Below are 23,236 nucleotides of genomic sequence, written 5' to 3'. Positions count from 1 at the left end.
TGTAGCGATGGTTAACTATTTTGGGGTTAAAGGCGCTTGTTTATTCACCTTTAACTGACATTAGTATCTCTAGTGCTCGTTGTCGCTGCTGAGGATCATATAAGTCATTAGTAAACATAAATTCATCTACATTGAACTGTTTCGTAATCATCTCTAATTTATGTTTAATACTGATTGGCCCGCCAATCACACTTAAACTCAGAAAGTTTTCTACTTGTGCTTTTTCTTGTTCCGTCCATAACCCTGTCATTGAATCTACGGGTGGTTTTAACCAAAGCGCTTGTCCACGCATCAGTGCTAACACTCTTTGTTTGGAAGTACTTGATAAATATTCAGCTTGTTGATCTGTTTCAGCAGCAACAACCGGTAAAGCGAGTATAAAATAGGGTTTATCTAAGATCGCAGAAGGTTTAAATTCTCGTCGATATAATTCAACCGCTTGTTGTAAAAAGCGTGGAGCGAAATGCCCAGCAAAAACATAAGGTAACCCTTTGTCAGCAGCTAACTGTGCACTGAGTAAGCTCGAGCCTAATAACCAGATAGGCACATTAGTATTCTCGCCAGGAATCGCACGTACTGCAGAATTACTCTTATGTGGACCTAATAATCGTTGTAATTCACTAACTTCTTCAGGAAAACGTTGTACTCGTTGCGGGTCGCTATTTAAGGCTTGGCTGGTCATATTATCACTGCCAGGTGCTCGACCCAGACCTAAGTCTATACGACTAGGGTATAAACTCTCTAAAGTGCCAAATTGTTCAGCTACTACCAAGGTGGAGTGGTTGGGGAGCATGATGCCACCTGATCCAACCCGAATACGTTTAGTTTTACCGGCAATGTGTCCTATTAAAATACTGGTAGCGGCGCAGACAATGCCTGGCATATTGTGGTGCTCTGCTAACCAAAATCGATGGTAGCCCAGCTGATCTGCTTTTTGTGCATACTGTGTTGTATTCGATAAGGTTTGCGACACACTGGCATCTTGTTGCATTGGCGCAAGTTCTAATAAAGAGAAAGGGATAGTAGATAACAAGTTAGCACCTCTGAGAAAAGGGAAAATAAGGCTATAGAATAAAAATCATAACACTTATATAAACTAAATTATCTGATTTCTCGCCAGTTTACGCCTGCAAAAATATATCATGAATAGGCGGGGGACTATTCAATGATGATCTTTATTGATTATTTAGCGTTGGCTGACTGGGTACGTTGTAATTTGTAGTTTTCAGAATCAACACCTTGTTTCCAATAGCCTGAGGCGACAATCTGAGTTCGTGAAACTTGGTATTGTTTGGCGAAAAATTGTTTTAGTTCACCCATTAACCCTGCTTCAATTGCCATAAATACAATACTGTCAGAAGTTAATGCTAATCCCGTTAACGCCTTGGCAACACTTTCGTTAGGTGTTGTTGTCACTAACCAATTTACTGGACGTTGAGTATCTAAATCAATTTTATCTTGCGCACTCGGAATATGTATTAACGTATCTATATGCGCACTTGCAGGTAATTGTTTTAGGTAACCTTTGATCGCATTCACTGAGGTTAAGTCGCCAATGAGTACATAATGTGCTTGTGTAAAGTCATCTAGCTTTTTAGGTCCAGGTCCTGCAATTGCTAATCGATCGCCTATTTTAGCAGTTTGAGCCCAGTCAGTTGCTGGACCTTGGTGCATGTTAATAACAAAGTCTAAGGTTAACGCGCCTGTTTCTTCATTTACATCTTGAATGGTGTAAGAGCGCATCCAAGCATTTTTCATCTCTATCTCACTGGTTAACTCTGGTTCTTTAGCAAGCAGTACTTTGACATAGTTGCCTATTAAAGAGGAATTAAAACCTTTGAATTCCTCAGAACCAATGACAATACGTTGTAAATGAGGAGTGATTTGTTGCGTACTTAATACGTTTGCTTGTCGGATTTGTTTGCGCATATTATTCCTTATTGGATTTATAGTAGCTGCTATTTCAATGTTTTTTGAAAAATAACTGGTTATCTTAAACACGGATATTTTTCAGTGTAAAACGCAATAACTATATTTACGATGACACTTATGATATAGTTGATAATATCAACAATATCATTTTAATTGATTTTGTCAACTATTTTGAGGTGGCTATGGATACTCCTATTATTAATAATCTTTTTACTTTGATGCAGCGTTATCGAATGACAATGCGAGATGTCATTAATGCTAATGAGTTAGGGCTAAATGCCATGCATGTCCGATGTTTGCATATTATTGAAGCAACTGAGGCGTGTACTGCAAATGATATTGTGCAAAAAATGCAACGCGATAAAGCACAGGTTGCTCGGTTGGTAAAAGATCTGATGAACTTAGGGTTTATTGAAAAAAATGCATCAAAAGAAGATAAAAGACGTTTTATCCTTTCTTTCACTGAGTCGGGTAGTGCTTTATTGATGAAACTATTAGCTGCACAAAAAGAGATTAATAACTCCTTATGTAAAGGGCTTAATAAAGCGCAGCTTGATACGTTTTTGTCTGTAGTAGATAAAATGAGTGAAAATCTTAAATAACATTATTTACCTAAGCGAATAAGGAAAAAACATGGATCATCATGATTTACACTCGTTTTGGTTTACTCAGCTAACGCCGGAACAGTGGTGGAAAAAAGACCCTGAAATAGATGCTTATATTACGACTCACTTTTTATCTTTGCACCAACAAGCAATGCGCGGTGAATTGTTCAAATGGCGACAAACGGTAAAAGGGCGTTTAGCAGAAATTATTTTGCTAGATCAGTTTTCACGTAATATGTTTAGGGATTCAGCCGATGCATTTGCTGCAGATCCGCTGGCTTTAGTATTAGCACAAGAAGCAATCGCACAAGGTACAGATCAAGCCTTGTCTCCCATTGAACGTAGTTTTATATATATGCCTTTTATGCACAGTGAATCCTTATTGATTCATGAGCAGGCATTGCAGTTATTTACAGAAAATGGGTTACAATCCAATCTTGATTTTGAAGTGATGCACAGGGATATTATTGTTAAGTTTGGACGTTACCCGCATCGAAATGCAATATTACAACGAACCTCAACGCCTGATGAGTTGGCTTTTTTAACACAGCCAAACGCTAGTTTTTAATTTAGCGTCATTTTTAGACAATAAAAATACATTAACAGAGAGAATTAATAAGATGGACAACAAGTTCACGATACGTCAAGCAAAAACCAGCGATTTAGATAGATGCTTTGAGATTGAACGAACTGCCTATGCAGGCGAGGAAGCTGCCACTAAAGATAAAATTTTATGTCGAATAGAAGGCTATCCAGAAGGTTTTATTATTTTAGAAAATGACGTAGAGATTATTGGGTTTGTTAACTCAGGCGCAACACATCATGTGCAGTTATCTGACGAATCTTTTAAAGAGTTAATAGGGCATGATGCAACGGGTGAGCATATAGTCGTTATGTCTGTGGTGGTGCACCCTGATTATCAAGGTCAAGGTTATGCAGACCAACTATTAAGTGCTTTTATTAAACAGATGAAAGGCTTAAATAAATCGGATATCTATTTAATTTGCCAAACTGAATTGATTCATTTGTATGCTAAGCATGGTTTTATCCATTTAGGTGAATCGGACTCTTCACATGGCGGCTTAAGTTGGCATGAAATGTCACTTTTATTATAACTATCAATCATTTAAATTTTTATCTTTGGTTAGCGGTTAAGTAGCTTAAAGCATGCACTAAAGTGTTTTACTTAATAAATTATTAACTTATTGATTACACGGTAAAATTTGATATCGTGATGGTAATTTTAGAGCGACTGATTAACGATTATTCGGATCAGTTCATTGAATAAGGGAATCGCATGTCAAATGTGAAAAAAGCGGGCTACAAAGCCTTATCATTAGTTGAGCATATTGGCTTATTTACTATTGCCGTGTTAACGGTTATTGCGATGGCCGCAGAAGTTTGGATTGTTTTTAAAAATTGGGAAGTAACGTTAGCAGATTTACTGTTGCTGTTTATCTACCTTGAAGTTTTTGCCATGGTCAGTTTGTATTTAAAGTCGGGGCGATTACCCGTCAGAATGCCGCTGTATATTGCCGTCGTTGCCTTGGCGCGATATATGATTTTAGATATGAAAAACTTAGATACCTGGCGAATGTTAGGGTTATCAGCATCGATTTTAATTATTGTATTAGCTATTTTAGTGATTCGTTACGGACACATAAAATACCCTTATGGTAAGTCCGATAAAGATATCTAAATATTTAGCATTGGTGTTTCTATAATTAGCTTGTGTTGATAATGCGATAAAGCTCGGAATGATAAAGATGTTAGCAGCAGACAAACCCTATCGTATCGTTACTTACTGTTGTGATTATGCCGTAGAGGTGACGGATATTTTTTATGCTGCAGTTCATTCTATTGACCCTAAGGTTTATTCTTTAGCCCAGCAATCTGCCTGGGCTACATTGCCCATTAATTATCGACAATGGGCTAAGCGACTGTCCGTTAAAAAGCCATTTTTGTTATTGATAGAAGAACAAGTGGTGGGCTTTATGGAGTTGGATGATGATGGGCATATTGATTGTGCTTATGTTCACCCTCATTTTCAGCAACAAGGTGTTGGCTCACTTTTACTGACTTACATAATTAATCATGCACAGGGGATGGGATTACCCGTTTTATACGTGGAAGCCTCTATGTTAGCCAAGCCACTTTTTGAAAAGTTTGGATTTAAAATTGTTAGGCAACAAACAGCATGGCGCAACGGTCTCGCTTTTGTCCAATATGTCATGCAACGCAACATCTCATTTAAGGTAAAAAAAGGTAAATATAATGCTTAGCTGCGCAGATTATGATTATATTGAAATTGTTTGTATGCACCATTACCCAGTTCAATTGAGTTTAAAGTCAGGCCTAATAGTCGAAGGGATTGCTGTTGATACGGTTCGAGACAAAGAGAGACAAGAGTGTATTAAACTAGATATTAAAGGCCAACAGCAAATTATTGTTTTAGATAATATCATCTCTCTTAAGGTGATGGTTGAGAACCCACATCTTCAACAAGTTACCTTTGCACAACTTTGATAAAGTAGTAATGAGATATAAAGGAGTGGTCAATGCCTGAAAGATTGATTGCCAAACATCTATTTCCTCAGCGTATTATTGAACAACAGTGTATCAAGGGTGAAAAATTACTGGTAAAAGAGTCTGAGCGATTTAGGTGGTTTGAATATGCTGGCGCTTCTATACAATCGCTCATGTCATTAGATTCCCCCAATCAAATTATTATGCCGGTAACACAATCTTTTTTATTATGTTTATTAATTAACCCTAAGGCAGTAAATATCTTAAATCTAGGGTTAGGCGGAGCGGCATTAGAACGTTGTCTAACTAAATTAACGAAACTTTCACTGACCTCTATCGAGGCATCTCAAGCTATTATTTCAATGGCAAAATCCCACTTTTTATTGCCAACTCAGTCTCAGGTTATATGCGCCAGTGCCGAACAATTTGTTGCTGAGTGTGATCAACAATATGATGTGGTGCTATCTGATCTTTTTATAGGTGAGCAGAGTGCAGACTGCATATTTGAAGCGTCCTTCTACCAACAACTTGATCAAATAACCACTGATCAAGGGCTGGTTTTAATTAATCTTTTTGCCGATTCTGAAGAAAAATTGACAGCACTGTTATTGACGATTAAAAAATACTTTCCCTATTTAGCTTTGGTTGAATTTGAGGACTTTAGTAATATTATAGTTATTGCTAGTAACGTTGAAATAACTCTGCAGCAACAACTTAAAGCGAATAAGGCACTACTGACAGAGTTGGATTGGCAAGGCATTGACGAGCTTATTGATCATATCACCTATATTCCTATGTATTAATAGAGGTTAATGCTGACCAAAAACTATATTTCCTCTTCTTCCTTTTCGATAGAAATAATGACTCGTCTGTTTTCTTGACGGCCTAAAATATCTCGGTTGTCTGCGACATGATGTTTTTCCCCGTAACCAGAGACTTTAATATTGTCGTTATCAAAACCTAATTGTGCTAAATAGTTTTTTACCGAGTTCGCTCTTTTTTCAGATAAGACTTGATTGTTGTTAATGTCACCATAACCATCGGTATAGCCCGCCACTAGAATCACATTGATTGATTTATCATGTTTAATGTAATCACCAATCATTTTTAAGCGATTTTTAGAAAACTGTGTCAGTAATGAACCATCTTTTTTATAACGTAAAATGCTGTAAGAGATATCATCAAAGTTATAAGGCAACAGTTGTGAAATACAGTCATTAAATGCGTCATAGGTTTTATTAAAGTTAATAGAGGATAACCCAACACTGATCAATTGTTGATTGTTATACCAATCATGAAAATAGAAAGTCGGTACTTGACCTCGTTCTAATTCACTAAGCATGCGCCAAGCACTTTGCTTAGTCACATAACCGTCAAATTGCTGGTGGAAAGTGACGGTATCAATTAATTCTGGCGCAACACCTGGATGCCAAGAAGGTGGCACGGATTTTAACTGTACCACTTCAGTACTTGGCATAGCTCTTTTGCTTTCAAGACGAAAATCTAAATTAATTTTCTTGCTGGCTTTTGCCACAAAGTTAGCCTGACCATATCTTGGAATAGGATGCTCAAGGGTACACTGTATCGGTGAGTCGCTACTTAAATACCAATTAGAATTATCCAGTCCTGCATGATACTGCTTAGTGGCAGAGTAGGCTGGCATAGTGCTCATCATAATGATTAAAGATAATATTTTTTTCATAATCGCTCGATGTATTTGATCTCTGTTGTTTATATCGACAGATGACAGAATATCTTTAGTAAATTTATGCGGAATATTTTGCTTTCTGGCATAATATTCCGACTTTATTTTAACAGTGAGCTGAAATGGATAATAAATTAGCAGAACGATTCCGAGGGTTTTATCCCGTTATTATTGATATAGAAACATCAGGTTTAGATTCTAATGTGCATGCAATGCTGGAGATTGCAGCTATTTTCCCTGAAATGGACGAGCAAGGTTATTTAACCAGTGTTGATAAAATCCATTTTCACGTTATGCCTTTTGAAGGGGCAGAATTAGACCCTAAAGCCTTAAGTTTTACTGGAATTGATCCTTTTAACCCATTACGTGGTGCAGTTGATGAACGTGAGGCTCTAACTGAAATATTCAAAAAAGTACGTAAATATCAAAAACAAAATGAGTGTAATAGAGCGATTTTAGTTGCTCATAATGCCGCCTTTGACCAAGGGTTCATTAATAAAGCCACGGAGCGTTGTAAATTAAAACGTGTCCCATTTCATCCTTTTGCTGCTTTTGATACGGCGAGTATGGCAGGCTTAACCCTAGGGCAAACCGTGTTAGCTAAAGCCTGTGAAAAAGCCGGCGTTGCTTATGATAATAACGAAGCTCACTCTGCTTTATATGATACTGAAGTGACTGCAGAACTATTTTATTACATGGTTAATCGTTATAAAGCACTTGGCGGTTGGAATTAATTAAATAAAATAAATATTTATTTTATCAACTGGTATTTATCTTTTTTAGCCATAGGTTTATTAAATAGAACAATTTCTTACCTTCGTTTTAGCGTTGGTTTTGATCTCTTTTTGAACGTTAATTGTATAAAAAATATGTGATGTTATGAGTGTGTGTTGAACTAGTCATCTGTTTCTCTGTCATAAAAAAGCCATTAATATTGAAAAATATTAATGGCTTTTTTATTTTTTAGTGACTACTCTTTATTGGGTAGTTTTTAGTGATGTTTGTACCTGTGTTTAAAGACTATAAAACATCGTTTGAAGTTAGGTAAATGAATGTGAACACCGTATTTATAATCTGCTTAGTAGATTGAGCGTTGCCACATTAACTATATAAGATAATGTTAATTAGACTATTTATTATAAATAGCACAATGGGTTAGAAAGGGGATTGTGGAAAAGATGATAAAAGGTAAATACAACAAGCTGATTATTTTAATGGCTTTTTTCTCACTTACTGGTTGTGGTGGTGGAGGGAGTGATTCAGAAACGGTTGAAGTGACAGAAAAAATCAGCGTTGAAGAGTCATTTGAAGAGTTAGTTAATATTATTGCAGATGAAGAGGAAGAAATAGAAACCGCATCACTTGAAATTAGTTGGGAAGATTTAGCTGATAACGAAGATGGTTTCTTAATTGAGCGTAGTTTAAATGATGACCAAGATTTTGTGGTGGTAACCTCTGTTGATTTCGATGAAACAAGTTATGTTGATAATAATGTCGTGGTAGACAGTACCTATTGTTATCGCATCGGCGCGTATAATGAAAACGGTATCGCTTACTCAGATATTAGTTGTATCGAAAACATTTAATGTCAATTTAAGTTTTACTCGTTTGGTTTAGAACAAATGCCTGAATGCGATTAATCAAAAAAGGCGCTCACTGATCACAGTGGGCGCCTTTTTTATATCACATTTGTAAAAGTGATTTTTTACTCATTGGAATGATTAGTATTACTCAGCTGGTTGTGCTTTTTCAGCTGCTGCAGTGATTAACTCTTGTAACTCACCTTGTTGAAACATCTCTAAAATGATGTCACAACCGCCAACTAATTCACCTTCTACCCATAATTGTGGGAAAGTTGGCCAGTTAGCGTATTTTGGTAATTCTGCACGGATATCAGGGTTTTGTAAGATATCAACATAAGCAAATGGTTGACCACATTGCATTAAAGCTTGAGAAGCTTGTGATGAGAAACCACAGCTTGGTAATTTAGGCGAACCTTTCATGTATAAAAGGATAGTATTTTCGCTTAATTGTTCTTTGATTTTGTCTAATGTTTCCATTATTTTTCCTCTAACGATAGAATATTGTTTTTAATTGCACATTATAACAGTTGTTTACGTGCAATCTATCCATGAATTTGAGACCATTCTATCACAGATATAAAATGATCTAGGTCAATTTTTAGGGTGGCTTTTTATTCCTAAAGAAAGTATAACTAGATCAAATAGTTTAACCCCCCTCAGCCTTTATAGGAGAATTTAAAATGGCTTTTGAACTACCAGCACTACCTTACGCAAAAGATGCATTAGAACCACATATTTCAGCTGAAACATTAGAATTTCATCATGGTAAACATCACGCGACTTACGTAGCTAAACTAAACGGTTTAGTTGAAGGTACTGATCTTGCTGAAAAATCTTTAGAAGAAATCATTAAAACTTCTGAAGGTGGTGTATTCAACAATGCTGCTCAAATCTGGAACCACACTTTCTACTGGAACTGTCTAGCACCTAACGCTGGTGGCGAACCTACTGGTGAACTAGCTGCTGCAATCGATGCTAAATTTGGTTCTTTTGCTGAATTCCAAGCACAATTAAACGACAAAGCAGTTAACAACTTTGGTTCTTCATGGACTTGGTTAGTTAAAAAAGCAGACGGTTCTCTAGAGATCGTTAACACGTCAAATGCAGCAACGCCACTAACTGAAGAAGGTACAACACCACTTCTAACAGTTGATCTATGGGAACATGCATACTACATCGATTACCGTAACGTTCGTCCTAACTACCTAAACGGTTTTTGGGCATTAGTTAACTGGGAATTTGTTGCGAAAAATTTCGCTGCATAATCTGTGTAAGTGATATTCAAAAGCCTAGCTTGTTTGACAAGCTAGGCTTTTTTATTGAGAAATGAAAAGTTGACATCTTTACTATTCAATGCGGTTTAATGGATTAGACAGCACCTGTTGTTTATAAATATCTACCCAAGCGGCTGTTGCTCCACAAACGGCAATAGGCATAATAATAAAGTTTAATAAGGGCAAGGTAGTACAAAAACTAATGATCATGCCGAAGGTAATGTTTTTACCGAAACGCTCACCTAAGGTTTTACGCATCACGGAAAAGGGGACTTTATGGTTATCAAATGGGTAATCGGCGTATTGAATAGCCATCATCCATCCTGCAAAAACCAACCAAACAACCGGCGCAATGGTTTGGCCTATCACGGGTATAAAGAATAAGATGAAACAACCTAGCATTCTAGGCAAAAAGTACGCCCATTTCTGACATTCACGTTTTAATATTCTTGGTAAATCTTTTAATAGATCTTGCCAACCATCATCATTTATTGTCGATTTAGTTAATAATATTTCTGTTTTTTCAGCCAATAAACCATTAAAAGGAGCAGCTATTAAGTTAGCGATAGTTGAAAAAATAAAAGAAAACGAGAATAAAATAGAAAAAATAATCACTGGCCATAACAGATAAGATAACCAACTCAAAAAGGTGGGTAAATCCTGCATATAGGTTTCTATCCAATCCGTAATGCTGCTAAATAAAAACCAGAATGCACTGGCGAAGATCAGAACATTAATTAGTAGCGGCACTAATACAAATACCCTGAGTTGAGGGTGTCGAAGTAACTGCACTCCTTTGAATAAATAACCTAAACCTGTTAGGGGTTGATCAATTATAGTATTGTTGTTCATAGTGAAGCCTTGTTATTGATATATTTGATAATATTACCTTGAAGTGAGCAAATATCAGCTAATAAATAGGATCTTTTCGTAAATGTCTCTAAGTTTTGCAAAAAATTAGGGGCAAACGATAGACGTACAGTACGATACAGGGTAATTTAAGGGTCATAAAGTTATCTATAATGAATCAAGAGAATCAATAATGCAGCACTTTCAATCTATTCTTATCGTTATTGGTATTTTGGCTATTGCCGGCGTATTAATTCACGGTTTTTTATTAAATAGAAAAAACAAACAAGCGTTAAAAGCGGAACAACAAGCTCAGTTAGATGAGTTAGCCGCACAGGCTCGTGAAGAAGAAGCTGAGCAAGAGCCTGTTCAAGCGAATCCTAAGATGAGTAAGTTAAATCGAGATTATGACTCTGTTGCGTTTTCAACAAATGTTGATGACCAACATGATGAATCCGATGCGTTTCACTTTAATGTTCAGCAAAAAGAGAAACCAACAGCTGAGCCAGTTGTTGTGTCAACGTTTGATGATTTACCGATTCAAGAGCATATCGATATGGTTGATGCACTTGATGACGATCCAGCTATTGAAGTTGAAACAGAAAAAACTGCATCAGTACCAGAAGAGACTGACCTGTTTATTTTCAATGTTGTCGCTAAAAATGGTGGGCAATTAGGTGGTCATGAGTTACTACAATTCTTTTTAACATCCGGGTTCCGTTTCGGTGATATGAACATTTTCCATCGCCATGAACATTCTGATGGTACAGGCGAGGTGTTATTTAGTATCGCCAATATGATGGCGCCGGGTACCTTTGATTTGGAATATATGGAGCAGTTTAACTCTCCTGGCATCTCATTCTTTTTCACTGCGCCTAACAAAAACATCAGTGTGAACAAATCTTTTGATATGATGTTAAGAGCGGTAGAGCAGGTCGCAGAAGAGTTTGACTGTGAAGTGTTAAATGATAAACGTGAGAAATTTACTACTGAGCAATTTATTGAGTATCGCACTCGTTTAGAGAAGTACGCATAATTCTAGTGCGAGACAACTCTCCTAAGAAAGCCTCGTTTTACGAGGTTTTTTTATTAGTAATATTAGAAAAGAGCAAAGATCCATGAGCAATGATATGCAACAAGCAGAACACAAAGTAAAAGAATTAAGCGCTTTATTAGAAGAGTACAACTATCAATATTACGTGCAAGATGCACCCTCAGTACCTGATGCTGAATATGACCGAGTCTTCCATGAACTTAAACAACTAGAAACACAGCATCCGAGCTTATTATCTGCTAACTCGCCAACTCAAAAAGTAGGGGGCGCTGCCTTATCAAAATTTGAGCAAGTAACCCATCAGATACCAATGCTCAGCTTAGATAATGTTTTTGATAGTGATTCCCTTGATGACTTTATGCAGCGTGTGATGGATAAATCGAGTTTAGCGGAAACCGCATTTTGTATTGAACCTAAACTGGATGGTTTAGCAGCTAGTATTATTTATGAAAATGGCTTACTGGTGCAAGCGGCAACACGTGGCGATGGTTTAACGGGTGAAAATGTCACTGAAAATGTTAAAACCATTGGTAACTTACCGTTAAGACTTCGTGGTGAAAATATTCCTGCTCGTTTAGAAGTTCGCGGTGAAGTCTTCATGTTAAAAGCTGGTTTTGAAAAGCTGAATCAGCGCTTAGTAGAAGCAGGCGAAAAACCTTTTGTTAATCCTCGTAATGCTGCTGCTGGTAGTTTACGTCAGCTAGACTCAAAAATCGCTGCTGCGCGACCATTGGCTTTTTACTGTTATGCTGTAGGGGTATTTGAAGGGGAATTACCGGACAGCCAATATCAACGTATTCAACAATTAAAAGCTTGGGGATTACCGGTTTCTAGTGAAGTAAAACGAGTAGTAGGCAAACAAGCTTGTCATCAGTTTTACGATAATATTGCTGAAAAAAGACCGGCATTAGCCTATGAAATTGATGGCGTTGTTTACAAAGTTGACGATATTAAACTGCAGCAAAAAATGGGGTTTGTAGCTCGTGCGCCACGTTGGGCAACAGCTTATAAATTCCCGGCTGAAGAAGCCGTTACTGTGGTTGATAACGTTGAATTCCAAGTGGGCCGAACTGGTGCGATCACTCCTGTTGCTAAATTAAAGCCGGTTTTTGTTGGCGGAGTGACAGTCTCTAATGCAACTTTGCACAATAAAGATGAAATCGAACGTTTAGGTATTTTAATTGGCGACGTGGTAGTGGTGCGTCGTGCAGGTGATGTGATCCCGCAGGTTGCACGTGTTGTGGTAGAGCAACGCGAAACAGATAAAACGCGTGCTATTGTTTTCCCTGAGACTTGTCCTGTATGTGATAGTGACGTTGAGCGTATTGAAGGGGAAGCGGTTACGCGTTGTACTGGTGGTTTATATTGTGAAGCACAGCGTAAACAAGCCATTAAACATTTTGCATCACGTAAAGCCTTAGATATTGATGGCTTGGGTGATAAGTTGGTCGATCTATTAGTTGATCATAAGATGATCAAAGATCCGGCGCAGCTTTTTTCATTAACGGTGCAACAAGTGGCGAGTTTACCGAGAATGGGTGAAACGTCGGCTAAAAAGTTAGTAAATAGCTTACAAATTAGTAAAAAAACAACGTTAGCGCGTTTTTTATATTCTTTAGGCATCCGTGAAGTTGGTGAAGCAACGGCAGCGAATTTAGCACAGCACTTCAAAACGTTAGAGGCGATCAAAGCCGCGGGCATCGAATCATTTAAAAGTGTAAGTGATGTGGGTGAGATAGTTGCTAAACACCTTTATTACTTCTTACGTCAAGACCATAACCTAGAGGTCATCACGCAACTGATTGAGGCTGGCATACACTGGGCTGAGATCGAGGTGGTAGACGAAAGTGATTTACCATTACTGGATAAAACCTTTGTGATCACAGGTAGTTTTACGGCTATGTCACGTAATGATATTAAAGCCGCTTTACAAGCATTAGGTGCAAAAGTGGCGGGCAGTGTTTCTAAAAAAACCAATACCTTAGTAGCGGGAGAAGCAGCGGGCTCAAAATTGACTAAAGCTACTGAGCTCGGTATTGAAATTTTAGATGAACAAGGTGTATTAGCTTTATTAAATAAATAATAATGGTAACTAGATTAGTGACCGATTTAACGACAATAAATAGGTCACTTGTTTAATATAATGGTACGAAAATAGATAAGGTGAGTGAATGAAAAAAATTAAAAATGAGTCTCAATTACTACAACATGCCACAAAGTTAGGTGCCGCTTATGCTTTAAAACGAGGTTATGTGGGGATCGATAGTACCACCTCAGCAAAAGATAAACAGGAATGCATTTATCGCCTTTTAGTACAAGATAAATTAATTAACCCACTTAATCCCGCAGATGAAAATACCGCTAATATCCGTCATAAGCTAGTCACTTGGATCATGAAGAACTTACCTGCAGACCACTCCTTACTTAAATAAGTGCCTCGCAAATTTAACGACTGAATAGGTAAATATTCTATTCAGTCATAGTAACAAGGTTATGCTGCTTTTTTACTTGGTAGGATAGCAGTCACTGCAACCACAACAAAAATAGCGAGATAAATAGCAAAGCTAACAATTAACCATTGCGGCATTGAGTAATCTAGGAAAGTCCAAACGATATCTGAACAGTAGCCCGTTGGGTTGAATAACCATGGGAACATTTCATGTAGTGGTAACCACTCAGGAAAGTTTGGGTAAAAATCACAGGTAGCAAATGGCGATGGATTCATCTGATAATCCGTATGCTCCATTGCCAATAACAATCCCCATACAGAACCCACACCCCATACAGCAAAGGCGCTTAATCGAATTACCACATTTTGTGGTGCGATTGCACCTAATAAACCTGCAGCTACTATTGCTAACATAGTTAAACGTTCATACACACACATCACACAGGGCTCAAGATGCATTACATGTTGAAAAAATAGAGCCGTTATTTCCATTATTAATGCGCTAGCAGCAAGTAATAACCATGGCCAACGTTGTTGAGACAGTGTTTTTAATTTGAATTGAGAGGGTTTTGAATTCAAGGGATTCTCCTAATAGAATAATTCAGCACGTATATAACCTCGTATTTCATTAAATTTCAACATAAACAGAAGACGCTAAGGTCAAATTTAGATAATCTAAACATCCTATATTGAGAATGAGTCTGAACCTTTGATCTCACTAGGTAAAGTTATTCATTTAATTTTATTTAAATCAGTCTATTAAAATAATTAAACAGAGTTAATTGTGGGCATCACTAGGTTAGAATATTTCGTTTATTTCATGTTAAAGTGAGTTAATGTTACTGTTTTTACAAACAGTCCTCATAGAGCGAACTGAATATGTTAAGATGCGGTCATAATATATTGGAAAATCAAGATAACAATGATAATGAAAGTTAAAGGGCCTGCTGACGTAGCAGAGCAATATCTAATAGAATCAATATGGAATGGTAGTATACCTATTCACTCTGAGCTGCCTGCTGAGCGATTGCTGGCGGATAAAATTGGTGTTACTAGAACCACATTACGCGAAGTGTTACAGCGATTGTCAAAAGAAGGGTGGATAACCATACGTCACGGTAAGGCAACTAAGGTCAATGACTTCTGGGAAACCTCTGGTTTAAACGTATTAAGTACAATTACTCGTTTAGATAAGGAACATCGCGGCGATTTTATTGACCAACTGATGTCAGTACGAACAAATATTAGTACCATCATCTTACGTATGGCTGCTAAACATAACAGTAAAAGCATTATAGAGTTTCTAGAAGAGGTCCCCGCTGTTGATGCAAGCAGCGAAGCGTTTACTGAATTTGATTACCGTTTTTATCACCATGTTGCGGTGTCATCAAATAACATGATCTACGTACTTATTTTAAATGGGTTGCAAGACTTATATCGTAAAGTGGGTATGTTTTACTTTTCTAATAATGAAGCAAAATTAATCGCTTTAACATTTTATGCGGATATTAAAAAAGTATTTGAAGAGGGCAACGGTCAGCAGATCATGCAAATAGTAAGGGATACCGCTTTTGCCAGTGGTAAAATTTGGTTACGTTTACGTGATCAATTACCCGATGATTTTTTAGATTAATCGCATTTTATTTTTTATTCGGCCTGCGGGCTATTTTTATATTTAGGGTTATTTTCTTGTCAAATAGCAAATTATTAAACCACCTTTCAGGGGTGCAAAAATTACTGGAAGTGGGCATTATCATTAGTGCCTTCGTTGCCATCTTCATTACCTTATCCCTATTCACTTTTTCACCTGTTGACCCAAGCTGGTCACAGCAACAATGGGTAGCAGAAATTCAAAATTCCGGTGGTCGAGTAGGCGCTTGGATTGCTGACATATTATTTTATGGTTTTGGTTTTTTAGCGTATTTAATCCCAGTGATTATCGTCTCCTTTGCTTGGGCTATTTTATGGAAGCCGTCTTTCACCTTTGATGTGGATTTTTTAAATTTAAGCCTACGTATTGTTGGTTTTATTTTTACCTTCTTTAGTTTAAGTGCTTTGATTGCCTTGAATGTCAGCGACTATTTATACTATCCATCGGGTGGGTTAGTCGGGGATATATTAGCGCAAAGTATGCTTGGTTTTTTCAGCTTAGTGGCTGTTAACCTTATCTTATTAACCTTTTTAATTTCAGGTACAACGCTCTTATTTGGCTTCTCTTGGATACGTTTAATTGATGGCTTAGGTGAATACACTCTTAACTTTATTAGCTGGTTAATTAATTTGCCAAATCTGCTAGGTGAAATGAAAGAAAAGCGCGCCGAAGGAGAAGATCAACGTTTACTTGAGAAGCAACAGGTTTTACAAGATAAATTAGAGAAAAAACAACAAAAACAAGCTGAAAAAGAAAATAAAAGATTGGCTAAATTGGCTGAAGCAGAGCCTGAAATTGAGAACGACGAAACTGAAAAAGCTATCGATTTCAGTCAATCTTATGAGCAAGATAATCAAGCCGATGATGCATTCCTTAGCACTAATTTTATAGACCAACCAGAAGAACAGTTACCTGAACTCAATATCGATAATATCGAGTGGCAAGCTGAACCTGAAGCAGAAAAGGTGGAGAAAGAAGAGGAACCTGTTGTTGCCAAAAAACAGGCTAAGACTGACTTTTCACACTTGCCTGAGCATGCTCGTCCTGCTGAAAGGTTTGTACCTGAAACCGATATTGCTCCTTTACCTAGCATCGACCTGCTGGATAGACCGGACAAGAAAGAGAACCCTGTATCCCAACAGGAGTTAGATAACGCTGCACGTCTAGTTGAATCAAAATTGCTGGAGTTTAAGATTAAAGCGGATGTAGTGAATGTGTTACCCGGCCCAGTGATCACTCGTTTTGAATTAGATTTAGCACCAGGCATGAAAGTGAGCACTGTCAGCAGTTTAGAAAAAGATTTAGCTCGTGCTTTATCGGCAATGAGTGTACGTGTTGTTGACCAAATCCCTGGTAAGTCAGTGATTGCATTGGAGCTACCAAATCGCCATCGTGAAATAGTGTATATCTCTGAAGTATTGGACTGCACTAAGTTCCACGAAAATAAATCTGCATTAACCATGGTGTTAGGGGCAGATATTTCTGGCTCTCCTGTTGTGGTTGATTTAGCCAAAATGCCGCATCTATTAGTGGCAGGTACAACGGGTTCAGGTAAGTCTGTTGGTGTAAACTGTATGTTGGTGAGTTTATTGTATAAATCATCGCCTGAAGATTTACGCATGATCTTAATCGACCCAAAAATGTTGGAATTGAATGTTTACGAAGGTATTCCTCATCTATTAACCGAAGTAGTGACCGATATGAAGGATGCTGCTAACGCGTTACGTTGGTGTGTTGGTGAGATGGAACGTCGTTATAAACTATTAGCTGAAATTGGTGTCCGAAACTTAGCAGGTTATAACGCGGTAGTTAAAAAAGCCAAAGCAGCGGGTGAGCCTATCTATGATCCTTTATGGAAACCTGGAGATAGCATGGCTGAAAGTGCGCCGGAACTAGAAAAACTACCAACTATTGTTGTGGTCGTTGATGAGTTTGCCGACATGATGATGATTGTGGGTAAAAAATGTGAAGAGCTAATTACACGTATCGCACAAAAAGCACGTGCTGCAGGCATTCATCTTATACTTGCTACACAACGACCATCTGTTGATGTTATTACTGGTTTGATCAAAGCAAATATTCCAACGCGTATTGCTTTCCAAGTATCGAGTAAAATTGACTCACGTACGATTTTGGGTCAACAAGGTGCAGAAACCTTATTAGGTCATGGTGATATGTTATATATGCCACCAGGGTCTGGTATGCCAACGCGTGTACATGGTGCTTTTGTTGATGACCATGAAGTACATAAAGTGGTTGCTGACTGGAAAAAACGTGGTCAACCAAATTATATTCAAGAAATTTTAGCTGGTGACGCTGATTTAGATATGTTGTTACCGGGTGAACAACCTGAAGGCGAAGATGAAATAGATGCATTATTCGATGAAGTGGTTGCGTTTATTACCGAAACTAGAAAAGTCTCAATTTCGAGCATTCAACGTAAGTTCCGTATTGGCTACAACCGTTCGGCGCGTTTAGTTGATCAATTACAAGCTCAAGGTGTGATTAGTGCACCTTCTGGCGCTAATAGTAATCGTGATGTATTAGCTCCACCACCTGTTAAGGATTAAAAATGAAAAACAAATTAATTATCGCTTTGACGCTTTTATGGTGCACCTTATCTGCTGCACATGCTCAAACAGACAGTGAATTATTACAACAAAAATTGGCTAAAGTGAGCACCATGCAAGCAGATTTTTCACAACAAGTGATCAGTGCGCAAGGTGACTTGATTCAACAAAGTGTGGGTAAACTAACCATTGCTCGTCCGGGTAATTTTTATTGGCAGGTCACATCACCAGATGAGGAGTTAATTGTATCCAATGGTGTTGATATGTGGTTATACAGTCCGTTCATTGAACAAGTGACGATTATGAACTTTTCTGATGCGATTGCAGGTACTCCCTTTGCGTTGTTGTCTGGTGCTGATGCTTCTGAGTGGCAAAACTTCGATGTGCAACAGAAGGAAGGTGCATTTGTTGTGGCTAATAATCAGAATAAAGTGAATGCTAACCAGTTTACTTTTGTATTTGATAAAGCTGACCATATCAGTCAATTTTCAGTTAAAGAAGCACAAGGTCAGACAAGTACTTTTACTCTTAGTAACAATAAAGCAGCCTCTAACCTGTCAGACGATTTCTTTGAGTTTGAGATACCTGCAGGTATTGAGATAGATGACCAACGCTAATGCAAGATCTCTTTTCATTTGATAATCAATTTCAACCCTTGGCTGCACGTATGCGGCCAAGAAACTTTGACCAATATATTGGCCAATCTCACCTAATAGCAAAAGACAAACCACTGCGAAAAGCATTAGAATCAGGTTATGCTCATTCGATGATTTTGTGGGGACCGCCTGGTACAGGAAAAACCACTTTAGCAGAGCTAATCGCTGAGTATTGTGATGCACACGTAGAGCGACTTTCAGCAGTGACATCAGGGATTAAAGAGATTCGTTCTGCCATTGATGTTGCAAAACAAAATCAAGCAGCAGGCCGCCGTACTTTATTGTTTGTTGATGAAGTACATCGTTTTAATAAAAGTCAGCAAGATGCTTTTCTGCCTTATATTGAAGATGGTACTTTCTTGTTTATCGGCGCCACTACCGAAAACCCATCCTTTGAGCTGAATAACGCATTGCTTTCTCGGGCTCGTGTTTATCTATTAAAAAAACTAACCGAAGCAGAAATAGTAGAAGTGATTGAACAAGCTTGCCAATCATCAATAGGATTAGCTGAGCAAAAAATTGAGTTTGCGGAGGGTGTGTTAGATAAGTTAGCGCTGCTAGTACAAGGTGATGCTCGAAAAGCCTTAAATTACTTAGAGTTATTAAGCGATATGGGCGAGCAACATAACGATAAGTTAGTGATTGATATTGCCTTATTAATGGAGATTGCAGGTCGAGAAGGAGTGAGCTTTGATAAACAAGGTGATCTTTTTTATGACTTGATTTCTGCGTTTCATAAATCAGTGCGCGGCTCTGATCCTGATGCGGCATTGTATTGGTATGCTCGTATGTTGGCGGGAGGATGTGACCCTTTATATGTGGCAAGGCGATTATTAGCGATAGCTTCGGAAGACATTGGTAATGCAGACCCAAGAGCGATGCAAGTTGCCATATCTGCCTGGGATTGTTTCACTCGAATTGGCCCTAAAGAGGGCGAGCGGGCAATTGCTCAAGCGGCTGTTTATTGTGCCTGTGCGGCTAAAAGTAATGCGGTATATACGGCCTTTTCAAAAGCCAAACAAGCGGTAGAGGCTTACCCTGATTTAGAAGTGCCTGTGCATTTACGTAATGCACCAACAGAATTAATGAAGTCATTAAATTATGGCGAAGGTTATCGTTATGCACATGATGAGCCGGGTGCTTATGCTGCCGGCGAAGTTTACCTACCAGAAGCATTAGCAGGTATGGCGTTTTATCATCCTGTAGAGCGTGGTTTAGAAACTAAAATTGCAGAAAAACTACGTTATTTAAAACATAACGATCAACAAAGTGATAAAAAACGCTATTAACGATGAGTCCGTTTCAATAGCGTATGTTTAAGGATGTAAAATGAACAATCTTATGGTGAATATTGCTTTTGTTGCTTTTGGCGGCGCATTTGGGGCAACTTTCCGTTATTTAATTGGTATTGGTATGGTTAGCCTCTTTGGAAAAGGTTTTCCTTTTGCTACACTTACGGTCAATGTGATTGGCTCACTGATAATGGGTTGTATTTATCAGTTAGTTCAACAAGAAACAATCTCCTCTTCACCTTGGTGGCCATTAATTGGTGTAGGTTTTTTAGGTGCATTAACCACATTCTCTTCATTTTCCATGGATAGCTTGTTATTGATTCAACAGGGCGAGTTATTGAAGGCGATGTTGAATGTGGTATTAAATGTGATGGTATGCTTATTAGCAGCATATCTAGGTACTTTATTAGTTTTGAAAAGTTAGGGAATAAGATGTTAGACGCAAAGTTTCTACGTAATGATATTGAGCAAACGGCTGAACAGTTAAAAAGACGTGGTTTCGATTTAGATGTTAATTTACTAAGTGAATTAGAAGAGAAAAGAAAATCGTTACAAATGAGTGCCGAAAACTTGCAATCGGAGCGTAACACTCGCTCTAAAGATATTGGTCAAGCTGCAAAACGTGGTGAAGATATCAAACCATTACGTGAAGCAATGAACGAATTAAGTGACGCGTTAGAAAAAGCGAAAGAAGAGTTTGCTGTGGTTAGCGAGCAAATCAAAACAATTTCAGACAGAGTTCCTAATTTACCACATGAATCTGCACCGATTGGTAAAGATGAAAGTGAAAATGTTGAAGTATCAACTTGGGGCACACCTAAGCAATATGACTTTGAAGTAAAAGACCATGTTGAACTTGGTGAAGCGCTTGGCGGTTTAGACTTTAAATCAGCGGTTAAAATCTCTGGTTCTCGTTTTATCGTTATGCAAGGTCAAATTGCTAAATTACACCGTTCATTAGCACAGTACATGCTTAACTTACATACTAACGAACACGGTTATACTGAAATGTATGTGCCTTACTTAGTTAATGCAGATAGCTTGTACGGTACTAGTCAATTACCTAAATTTGGAGATGACCTATTCAATACTAATCCGGCAACGGAAGAGGGTATTGGCATGTCATTAATCCCAACGGCTGAAGTGCCATTAACCAACATGAGCCGTGATGTGATTTATGATGAAACAGATTTACCAATTAAAATGACTGCTCATACACCTTGTTTCCGAAGTGAAGCTGGGTCTTACGGTCGTGATACTCGTGGCCTTATCCGTCAGCATCAATTCGATAAAGTAGAAATGGTACAACTTGTTCACCCTGAAAAAAGCTTTGAAGCTTTAGAAGAGTTAACAGGTCACGCAGAACAAGTATTGAAAAACTTAGAACTACCTTACCGTAAAGTTGTATTGTGTACGGGCGATATGGGGTTCAGTGCCACTAAGACGTATGATTTAGAAGTATGGTTACCAGCACAAGATACTTACCGTGAAATCTCTTCATGTTCTAATGTCGGTGATTTCCAAGCGCGTCGTTTACAAGCAAGATTCCGTCGTGCTGGTGCGAAAAAACCTGAATTACTTCATACTTTAAATGGTTCTGGTTTAGCGGTAGGCCGTACATTAGTGGCTATTTTAGAAAACTATCAATGTGCCGATGGTCGTATTGAAATCCCAGCTGTATTACAAAGCTACATGGGTGGTTTAACACATATTGGTTAAATTAGACTAATAGTAAGTTAACGAAAAAAGGAGCTTTATGCTCCTTTTTTGTTTTTTGCTTTAGTGTTTTATTTATCTGTAAAGGTTATTCATCATCGTTATAGTCACTTAGGACTAAGTTTGCAGCAGCAAATGCCGCTGACTCTCTGACTTGCTCTGGTAAGTTGGTATCTTGGGCTATTTCATCCAAGGTATTAATTGCACAGGTGATTGCTTTAGGTACATAAGCAGTATCACCGCTACCAATAAGGTTAATAAGGTTTTTGGTTTTTTCACTGTATTTGAACATAGTCGATCCTTATGACAACACATTTCGCTAAGTGTTGTTTGAGTCTTGTTGTGTAATGATGGCTGCTTGATAAAACAGGCTATGAAATCAGTATAAACAAGACAACCCATCAAAAAATGATACAGGTCAATTTTACCTAGATAAATTTCTGCTTCTTATAGTTAACCTTCTACTATTCAAGCGGCTAAGATAATTAATGCGTTTGAATACTTCATTTCAACTCTATCTATTCTTAAGCTTAACCATCAGGCTTGTATTTAAACCATTAATTATTGATTACAGTATATAAAACAACTGGTATTAGTTTGTTGCGCATCTGCTTCAATAATTGCACGAGCTTGTGAAGATAAGTCGTTCACCCAAGTTACTACGGTGCAATAATTGTTACTTTTTAATAACGCTGATAGCAGGGTTAATTGATTGTTTACTTTGCTCGAATCAATCATCAATACACGGCTTTTATCGATGCCTGCTGCTTGAAAGAATTGTGTGTTTGGTTTCCCTGGTGGTGCTAGGAATAATATCCAACCTTGGTCTTCACCCGCCTGTATATGCGATAACAGTTTTTGATAGTTATTCTCTTGATAATGCACATTGACTAACTCAGCACTTATTGTTGTTTCTGGCTCATAATCTTGTAATAAAAATGAGTTAGCTTGTGTTGTTGTCATTAATCTAGATAGCATATGATTCACCTGTATAAATAAACACTGTATGTAACAACAGTATTCTTATTTTTTGTAATGATCAAGTAAATTTTGTCTATATTGCTCATTTTTTGTGTTTTATGGTTAAGTTTTGAACGTGATTGTTGTCTAGATGAGGTACTTATACCAATCATAGTAAGTAACTGATCTATTTTACTTGTTAAAACAACTTATTTTTTCGTTGTAAGTTTCGTATATGGAACAACCATTTACATCAACTTACGCCTCTAACTAAGCCATTTTTCCGGCGCAAAATTTAGATCAGTTATTTAATACAATTGGTATTAGCCACAAACTCACGGGAAACTATAATGATGAAACATTTAATTGTAGGGTTAACCGGCTTACTGGCTTTAGCAACGACCACTTCAGTGT

General features: G+C 37.7%; 27 protein-coding genes. 19 read left to right on the top strand and 8 right to left on the bottom strand.

The window, feature by feature from the left end:
- Nucleotides 1-40: 40 nt before the first annotated feature.
- Both DS885_RS09350 and DS885_RS09345 read right to left on the bottom strand, forming a co-directional pair.
- On the bottom strand, nt 41-1,033 hold the full coding sequence (locus tag DS885_RS09350) for an LLM class flavin-dependent oxidoreductase (RefSeq protein ID WP_113819173.1): 993 nt from the start codon (nt 1,031-1,033) through the stop codon (nt 41-43).
- Nucleotides 1,034-1,182: 149 nt separating this feature from the next.
- The gene (locus DS885_RS09345; protein ID WP_113819172.1) at nt 1,183-1,929 is read right to left on the bottom strand and encodes a siderophore-interacting protein; all 747 of its coding nucleotides are present in this window, start codon (nt 1,927-1,929) and stop codon (nt 1,183-1,185) included.
- A 185-nt stretch (nt 1,930-2,114) separates the two neighbouring features.
- Between DS885_RS09345 and DS885_RS09340 the strand changes: the two genes are divergently transcribed.
- From DS885_RS09340 to DS885_RS09310, 7 genes are all read left to right on the top strand, one after another.
- Nucleotides 2,115-2,534 (top strand): MarR family winged helix-turn-helix transcriptional regulator, encoded by a 420-nt coding sequence (locus tag DS885_RS09340; protein WP_113819171.1) that lies wholly within the window; start codon nt 2,115-2,117, stop codon nt 2,532-2,534.
- 31 nt (nt 2,535-2,565) lie between these two features.
- On the top strand, nt 2,566-3,105 hold the full coding sequence (locus DS885_RS09335; protein ID WP_113819170.1) for a DUF924 family protein: 540 nt from the start codon (nt 2,566-2,568) through the stop codon (nt 3,103-3,105).
- 52 nt (nt 3,106-3,157) lie between these two features.
- The gene (locus tag DS885_RS09330; protein WP_113819169.1) at nt 3,158-3,652 is read left to right on the top strand and encodes a GNAT family N-acetyltransferase; all 495 of its coding nucleotides are present in this window, start codon (nt 3,158-3,160) and stop codon (nt 3,650-3,652) included.
- Nucleotides 3,653-3,834: 182 nt separating this feature from the next.
- Nucleotides 3,835-4,236 carry a phosphate-starvation-inducible protein PsiE gene (locus tag DS885_RS09325; protein WP_113819168.1) on the top strand — a complete coding sequence of 134 codons (402 nt, stop codon included), beginning with the start codon at nt 3,835-3,837 and terminating at the stop codon, nt 4,234-4,236.
- Between the two features lie 58 nt (nt 4,237-4,294).
- Nucleotides 4,295-4,819 (top strand): GNAT family N-acetyltransferase, encoded by a 525-nt coding sequence (locus tag DS885_RS09320; RefSeq protein WP_220149683.1) that lies wholly within the window; start codon nt 4,295-4,297, stop codon nt 4,817-4,819.
- Nucleotides 4,812-5,063 (top strand): Rho-binding antiterminator, encoded by a 252-nt coding sequence (locus DS885_RS09315; protein ID WP_113819166.1) that lies wholly within the window; start codon nt 4,812-4,814, stop codon nt 5,061-5,063. The genes DS885_RS09320 and DS885_RS09315 overlap by 8 nt, the downstream gene beginning before the upstream one ends.
- A gap of 32 nt (nt 5,064-5,095) precedes the next feature.
- On the top strand, nt 5,096-5,866 hold the full coding sequence (locus DS885_RS09310; RefSeq protein WP_113819165.1) for a spermidine synthase: 771 nt from the start codon (nt 5,096-5,098) through the stop codon (nt 5,864-5,866).
- Nucleotides 5,867-5,889: 23 nt separating this feature from the next.
- On the opposite strand, the gene DS885_RS09305 is transcribed toward DS885_RS09310, so the two are convergent.
- On the bottom strand, nt 5,890-6,765 hold the full coding sequence (locus DS885_RS09305; RefSeq protein WP_113819164.1) for a flagellar protein MotY: 876 nt from the start codon (nt 6,763-6,765) through the stop codon (nt 5,890-5,892).
- Between the two features lie 125 nt (nt 6,766-6,890).
- On the opposite strand from DS885_RS09305, the gene rnt reads away from it, so the two are divergent.
- Together rnt and DS885_RS09295 are read left to right on the top strand one after the other, a co-directional pair.
- The gene (gene rnt, locus DS885_RS09300) at nt 6,891-7,502 is read left to right on the top strand and encodes a ribonuclease T (RefSeq protein WP_113819163.1); all 612 of its coding nucleotides are present in this window, start codon (nt 6,891-6,893) and stop codon (nt 7,500-7,502) included.
- A 435-nt stretch (nt 7,503-7,937) separates the two neighbouring features.
- Entirely contained in the window at nt 7,938-8,354 is a 417-nt protein-coding gene (locus DS885_RS09295) for a fibronectin type III domain-containing protein (protein ID WP_147232344.1), read from the top strand.
- A 141-nt stretch (nt 8,355-8,495) separates the two neighbouring features.
- Here DS885_RS09295 and grxD read toward each other — a convergent pair whose 3' ends face one another.
- Nucleotides 8,496-8,828: a Grx4 family monothiol glutaredoxin gene (gene grxD / locus DS885_RS09290; protein ID WP_113819161.1), complete on the bottom strand. Its 333-nt coding sequence runs from the start codon at nt 8,826-8,828 to the stop codon at nt 8,496-8,498.
- A gap of 203 nt (nt 8,829-9,031) precedes the next feature.
- Between grxD and sodB the strand changes: the two genes are divergently transcribed.
- Nucleotides 9,032-9,616, top strand: coding sequence for a superoxide dismutase [Fe] (gene sodB / locus DS885_RS09285; RefSeq protein WP_113819160.1), 585 nt, complete (start codon nt 9,032-9,034; stop codon nt 9,614-9,616).
- Nucleotides 9,617-9,697: 81 nt separating this feature from the next.
- Here sodB and cysZ read toward each other — a convergent pair whose 3' ends face one another.
- Nucleotides 9,698-10,477: a sulfate transporter CysZ gene (gene cysZ / locus DS885_RS09280; RefSeq protein ID WP_113819159.1), complete on the bottom strand. Its 780-nt coding sequence runs from the start codon at nt 10,475-10,477 to the stop codon at nt 9,698-9,700.
- Between the two features lie 190 nt (nt 10,478-10,667).
- Here cysZ and zipA point away from each other — a divergent pair, with 190 nt between their 5' ends.
- The 3 genes from zipA to DS885_RS09265 all read left to right on the top strand — a co-directional run bounded on the left by zipA (nt 10,668) and on the right by DS885_RS09265 (nt 13,960).
- The gene (gene zipA, locus DS885_RS09275; RefSeq protein WP_113819158.1) at nt 10,668-11,510 is read left to right on the top strand and encodes a cell division protein ZipA; all 843 of its coding nucleotides are present in this window, start codon (nt 10,668-10,670) and stop codon (nt 11,508-11,510) included.
- A gap of 82 nt (nt 11,511-11,592) precedes the next feature.
- On the top strand, nt 11,593-13,611 hold the full coding sequence (gene ligA / locus DS885_RS09270; protein ID WP_113819157.1) for an NAD-dependent DNA ligase LigA: 2,019 nt from the start codon (nt 11,593-11,595) through the stop codon (nt 13,609-13,611).
- 88 nt (nt 13,612-13,699) lie between these two features.
- Nucleotides 13,700-13,960 carry a DUF5062 family protein gene (locus tag DS885_RS09265; protein WP_113819156.1) on the top strand — a complete coding sequence of 87 codons (261 nt, stop codon included), beginning with the start codon at nt 13,700-13,702 and terminating at the stop codon, nt 13,958-13,960.
- Nucleotides 13,961-14,019: 59 nt separating this feature from the next.
- Here the strand turns inward: DS885_RS09265 and dsbB are convergent, their stop codons facing one another.
- Complete coding sequence (dsbB, locus tag DS885_RS09260) at nt 14,020-14,556, bottom strand: disulfide bond formation protein DsbB (RefSeq protein WP_113819155.1); 537 nt, start codon at nt 14,554-14,556, stop codon at nt 14,020-14,022.
- Nucleotides 14,557-14,899: 343 nt separating this feature from the next.
- Here dsbB and fadR point away from each other — a divergent pair, with 343 nt between their 5' ends.
- Genes fadR through serS form a run of 6 tightly spaced genes read left to right on the top strand, consistent with a single transcriptional unit; the run spans nt 14,900 to nt 21,865 of the window.
- Nucleotides 14,900-15,610 (top strand): fatty acid metabolism transcriptional regulator FadR, encoded by a 711-nt coding sequence (gene fadR, locus DS885_RS09255; protein ID WP_113819154.1) that lies wholly within the window; start codon nt 14,900-14,902, stop codon nt 15,608-15,610.
- Nucleotides 15,611-15,666: 56 nt separating this feature from the next.
- The gene (locus DS885_RS09250) at nt 15,667-18,198 is read left to right on the top strand and encodes a DNA translocase FtsK (protein WP_113819153.1); all 2,532 of its coding nucleotides are present in this window, start codon (nt 15,667-15,669) and stop codon (nt 18,196-18,198) included.
- Nucleotides 18,199-18,200: 2 nt separating this feature from the next.
- Nucleotides 18,201-18,815: an outer membrane lipoprotein chaperone LolA gene (lolA, locus tag DS885_RS09245; RefSeq protein ID WP_113819152.1), complete on the top strand. Its 615-nt coding sequence runs from the start codon at nt 18,201-18,203 to the stop codon at nt 18,813-18,815.
- Nucleotides 18,815-20,143 carry a replication-associated recombination protein A gene (locus DS885_RS09240; protein ID WP_113819151.1) on the top strand — a complete coding sequence of 443 codons (1,329 nt, stop codon included), beginning with the start codon at nt 18,815-18,817 and terminating at the stop codon, nt 20,141-20,143. The genes lolA and DS885_RS09240 overlap by 1 nt, the downstream gene beginning before the upstream one ends.
- Nucleotides 20,144-20,183: 40 nt before the next feature.
- Nucleotides 20,184-20,570, top strand: coding sequence for a fluoride efflux transporter CrcB (gene crcB / locus DS885_RS09235; RefSeq protein WP_113819150.1), 387 nt, complete (start codon nt 20,184-20,186; stop codon nt 20,568-20,570).
- A gap of 8 nt (nt 20,571-20,578) precedes the next feature.
- Nucleotides 20,579-21,865: a serine--tRNA ligase gene (serS, locus tag DS885_RS09230; RefSeq protein ID WP_113819149.1), complete on the top strand. Its 1,287-nt coding sequence runs from the start codon at nt 20,579-20,581 to the stop codon at nt 21,863-21,865.
- A gap of 85 nt (nt 21,866-21,950) precedes the next feature.
- Here the strand turns inward: serS and DS885_RS09225 are convergent, their stop codons facing one another.
- Together DS885_RS09225 and DS885_RS09220 are read right to left on the bottom strand one after the other, a co-directional pair.
- Entirely contained in the window at nt 21,951-22,154 is a 204-nt protein-coding gene (locus tag DS885_RS09225) for a YaeP family protein (RefSeq protein WP_113819148.1), read from the bottom strand.
- 269 nt (nt 22,155-22,423) lie between these two features.
- The gene (locus tag DS885_RS09220; RefSeq protein ID WP_113819147.1) at nt 22,424-22,840 is read right to left on the bottom strand and encodes a SulA-like leucine-rich domain-containing protein; all 417 of its coding nucleotides are present in this window, start codon (nt 22,838-22,840) and stop codon (nt 22,424-22,426) included.
- Nucleotides 22,841-23,236 lie beyond the last annotated feature (396 nt).

The organism is Psychromonas sp. B3M02 (genome assembly GCF_003318165.1).
GTDB lineage: Bacteria > Pseudomonadota > Gammaproteobacteria > Enterobacterales > Psychromonadaceae > Psychromonas.
Note: the sequence above shows the minus strand (reverse complement) of the source record. Positions and strands in the feature narration are given on the sequence as shown.

What these genes read in the sequence shown, in the direction of transcription:
- DS885_RS09345 (WP_113819172.1), bottom strand. Translation starts at nt 1,929, where the DNA reads ATGCGCAAACAAATCCGACAAGCAAACGTATTAAGTACGCAACAAATC.
- DS885_RS09340 (WP_113819171.1), top strand. Translation starts at nt 2,115, where the DNA reads ATGGATACTCCTATTATTAATAATCTTTTTACTTTGATGCAGCGTTAT.
- DS885_RS09335 (WP_113819170.1), top strand. Translation starts at nt 2,566, where the DNA reads ATGGATCATCATGATTTACACTCGTTTTGGTTTACTCAGCTAACGCCG.
- DS885_RS09330 (WP_113819169.1), top strand. Translation starts at nt 3,158, where the DNA reads ATGGACAACAAGTTCACGATACGTCAAGCAAAAACCAGCGATTTAGAT.
- DS885_RS09325 (WP_113819168.1), top strand. Translation starts at nt 3,835, where the DNA reads ATGTCAAATGTGAAAAAAGCGGGCTACAAAGCCTTATCATTAGTTGAG.
- DS885_RS09320 (WP_220149683.1), top strand. Translation starts at nt 4,295, where the DNA reads ATGATAAAGATGTTAGCAGCAGACAAACCCTATCGTATCGTTACTTAC.
- DS885_RS09315 (WP_113819166.1), top strand. Translation starts at nt 4,812, where the DNA reads ATGCTTAGCTGCGCAGATTATGATTATATTGAAATTGTTTGTATGCAC.
- DS885_RS09310 (WP_113819165.1), top strand. Translation starts at nt 5,096, where the DNA reads ATGCCTGAAAGATTGATTGCCAAACATCTATTTCCTCAGCGTATTATT.
- DS885_RS09305 (WP_113819164.1), bottom strand. Translation starts at nt 6,765, where the DNA reads ATGAAAAAAATATTATCTTTAATCATTATGATGAGCACTATGCCAGCC.
- rnt (WP_113819163.1), top strand. Translation starts at nt 6,891, where the DNA reads ATGGATAATAAATTAGCAGAACGATTCCGAGGGTTTTATCCCGTTATT.
- grxD (WP_113819161.1), bottom strand. Translation starts at nt 8,828, where the DNA reads ATGGAAACATTAGACAAAATCAAAGAACAATTAAGCGAAAATACTATC.
- sodB (WP_113819160.1), top strand. Translation starts at nt 9,032, where the DNA reads ATGGCTTTTGAACTACCAGCACTACCTTACGCAAAAGATGCATTAGAA.
- cysZ (WP_113819159.1), bottom strand. Translation starts at nt 10,477, where the DNA reads ATGAACAACAATACTATAATTGATCAACCCCTAACAGGTTTAGGTTAT.
- zipA (WP_113819158.1), top strand. Translation starts at nt 10,668, where the DNA reads ATGCAGCACTTTCAATCTATTCTTATCGTTATTGGTATTTTGGCTATT.
- ligA (WP_113819157.1), top strand. Translation starts at nt 11,593, where the DNA reads ATGAGCAATGATATGCAACAAGCAGAACACAAAGTAAAAGAATTAAGC.
- DS885_RS09265 (WP_113819156.1), top strand. Translation starts at nt 13,700, where the DNA reads ATGAAAAAAATTAAAAATGAGTCTCAATTACTACAACATGCCACAAAG.
- fadR (WP_113819154.1), top strand. Translation starts at nt 14,900, where the DNA reads ATGATAATGAAAGTTAAAGGGCCTGCTGACGTAGCAGAGCAATATCTA.
- lolA (WP_113819152.1), top strand. Translation starts at nt 18,201, where the DNA reads ATGAAAAACAAATTAATTATCGCTTTGACGCTTTTATGGTGCACCTTA.
- DS885_RS09240 (WP_113819151.1), top strand. Translation starts at nt 18,815, where the DNA reads ATGCAAGATCTCTTTTCATTTGATAATCAATTTCAACCCTTGGCTGCA.
- crcB (WP_113819150.1), top strand. Translation starts at nt 20,184, where the DNA reads ATGAACAATCTTATGGTGAATATTGCTTTTGTTGCTTTTGGCGGCGCA.
- serS (WP_113819149.1), top strand. Translation starts at nt 20,579, where the DNA reads ATGTTAGACGCAAAGTTTCTACGTAATGATATTGAGCAAACGGCTGAA.
- DS885_RS09225 (WP_113819148.1), bottom strand. Translation starts at nt 22,154, where the DNA reads ATGTTCAAATACAGTGAAAAAACCAAAAACCTTATTAACCTTATTGGT.
- DS885_RS09220 (WP_113819147.1), bottom strand. Translation starts at nt 22,840, where the DNA reads ATGCTATCTAGATTAATGACAACAACACAAGCTAACTCATTTTTATTA.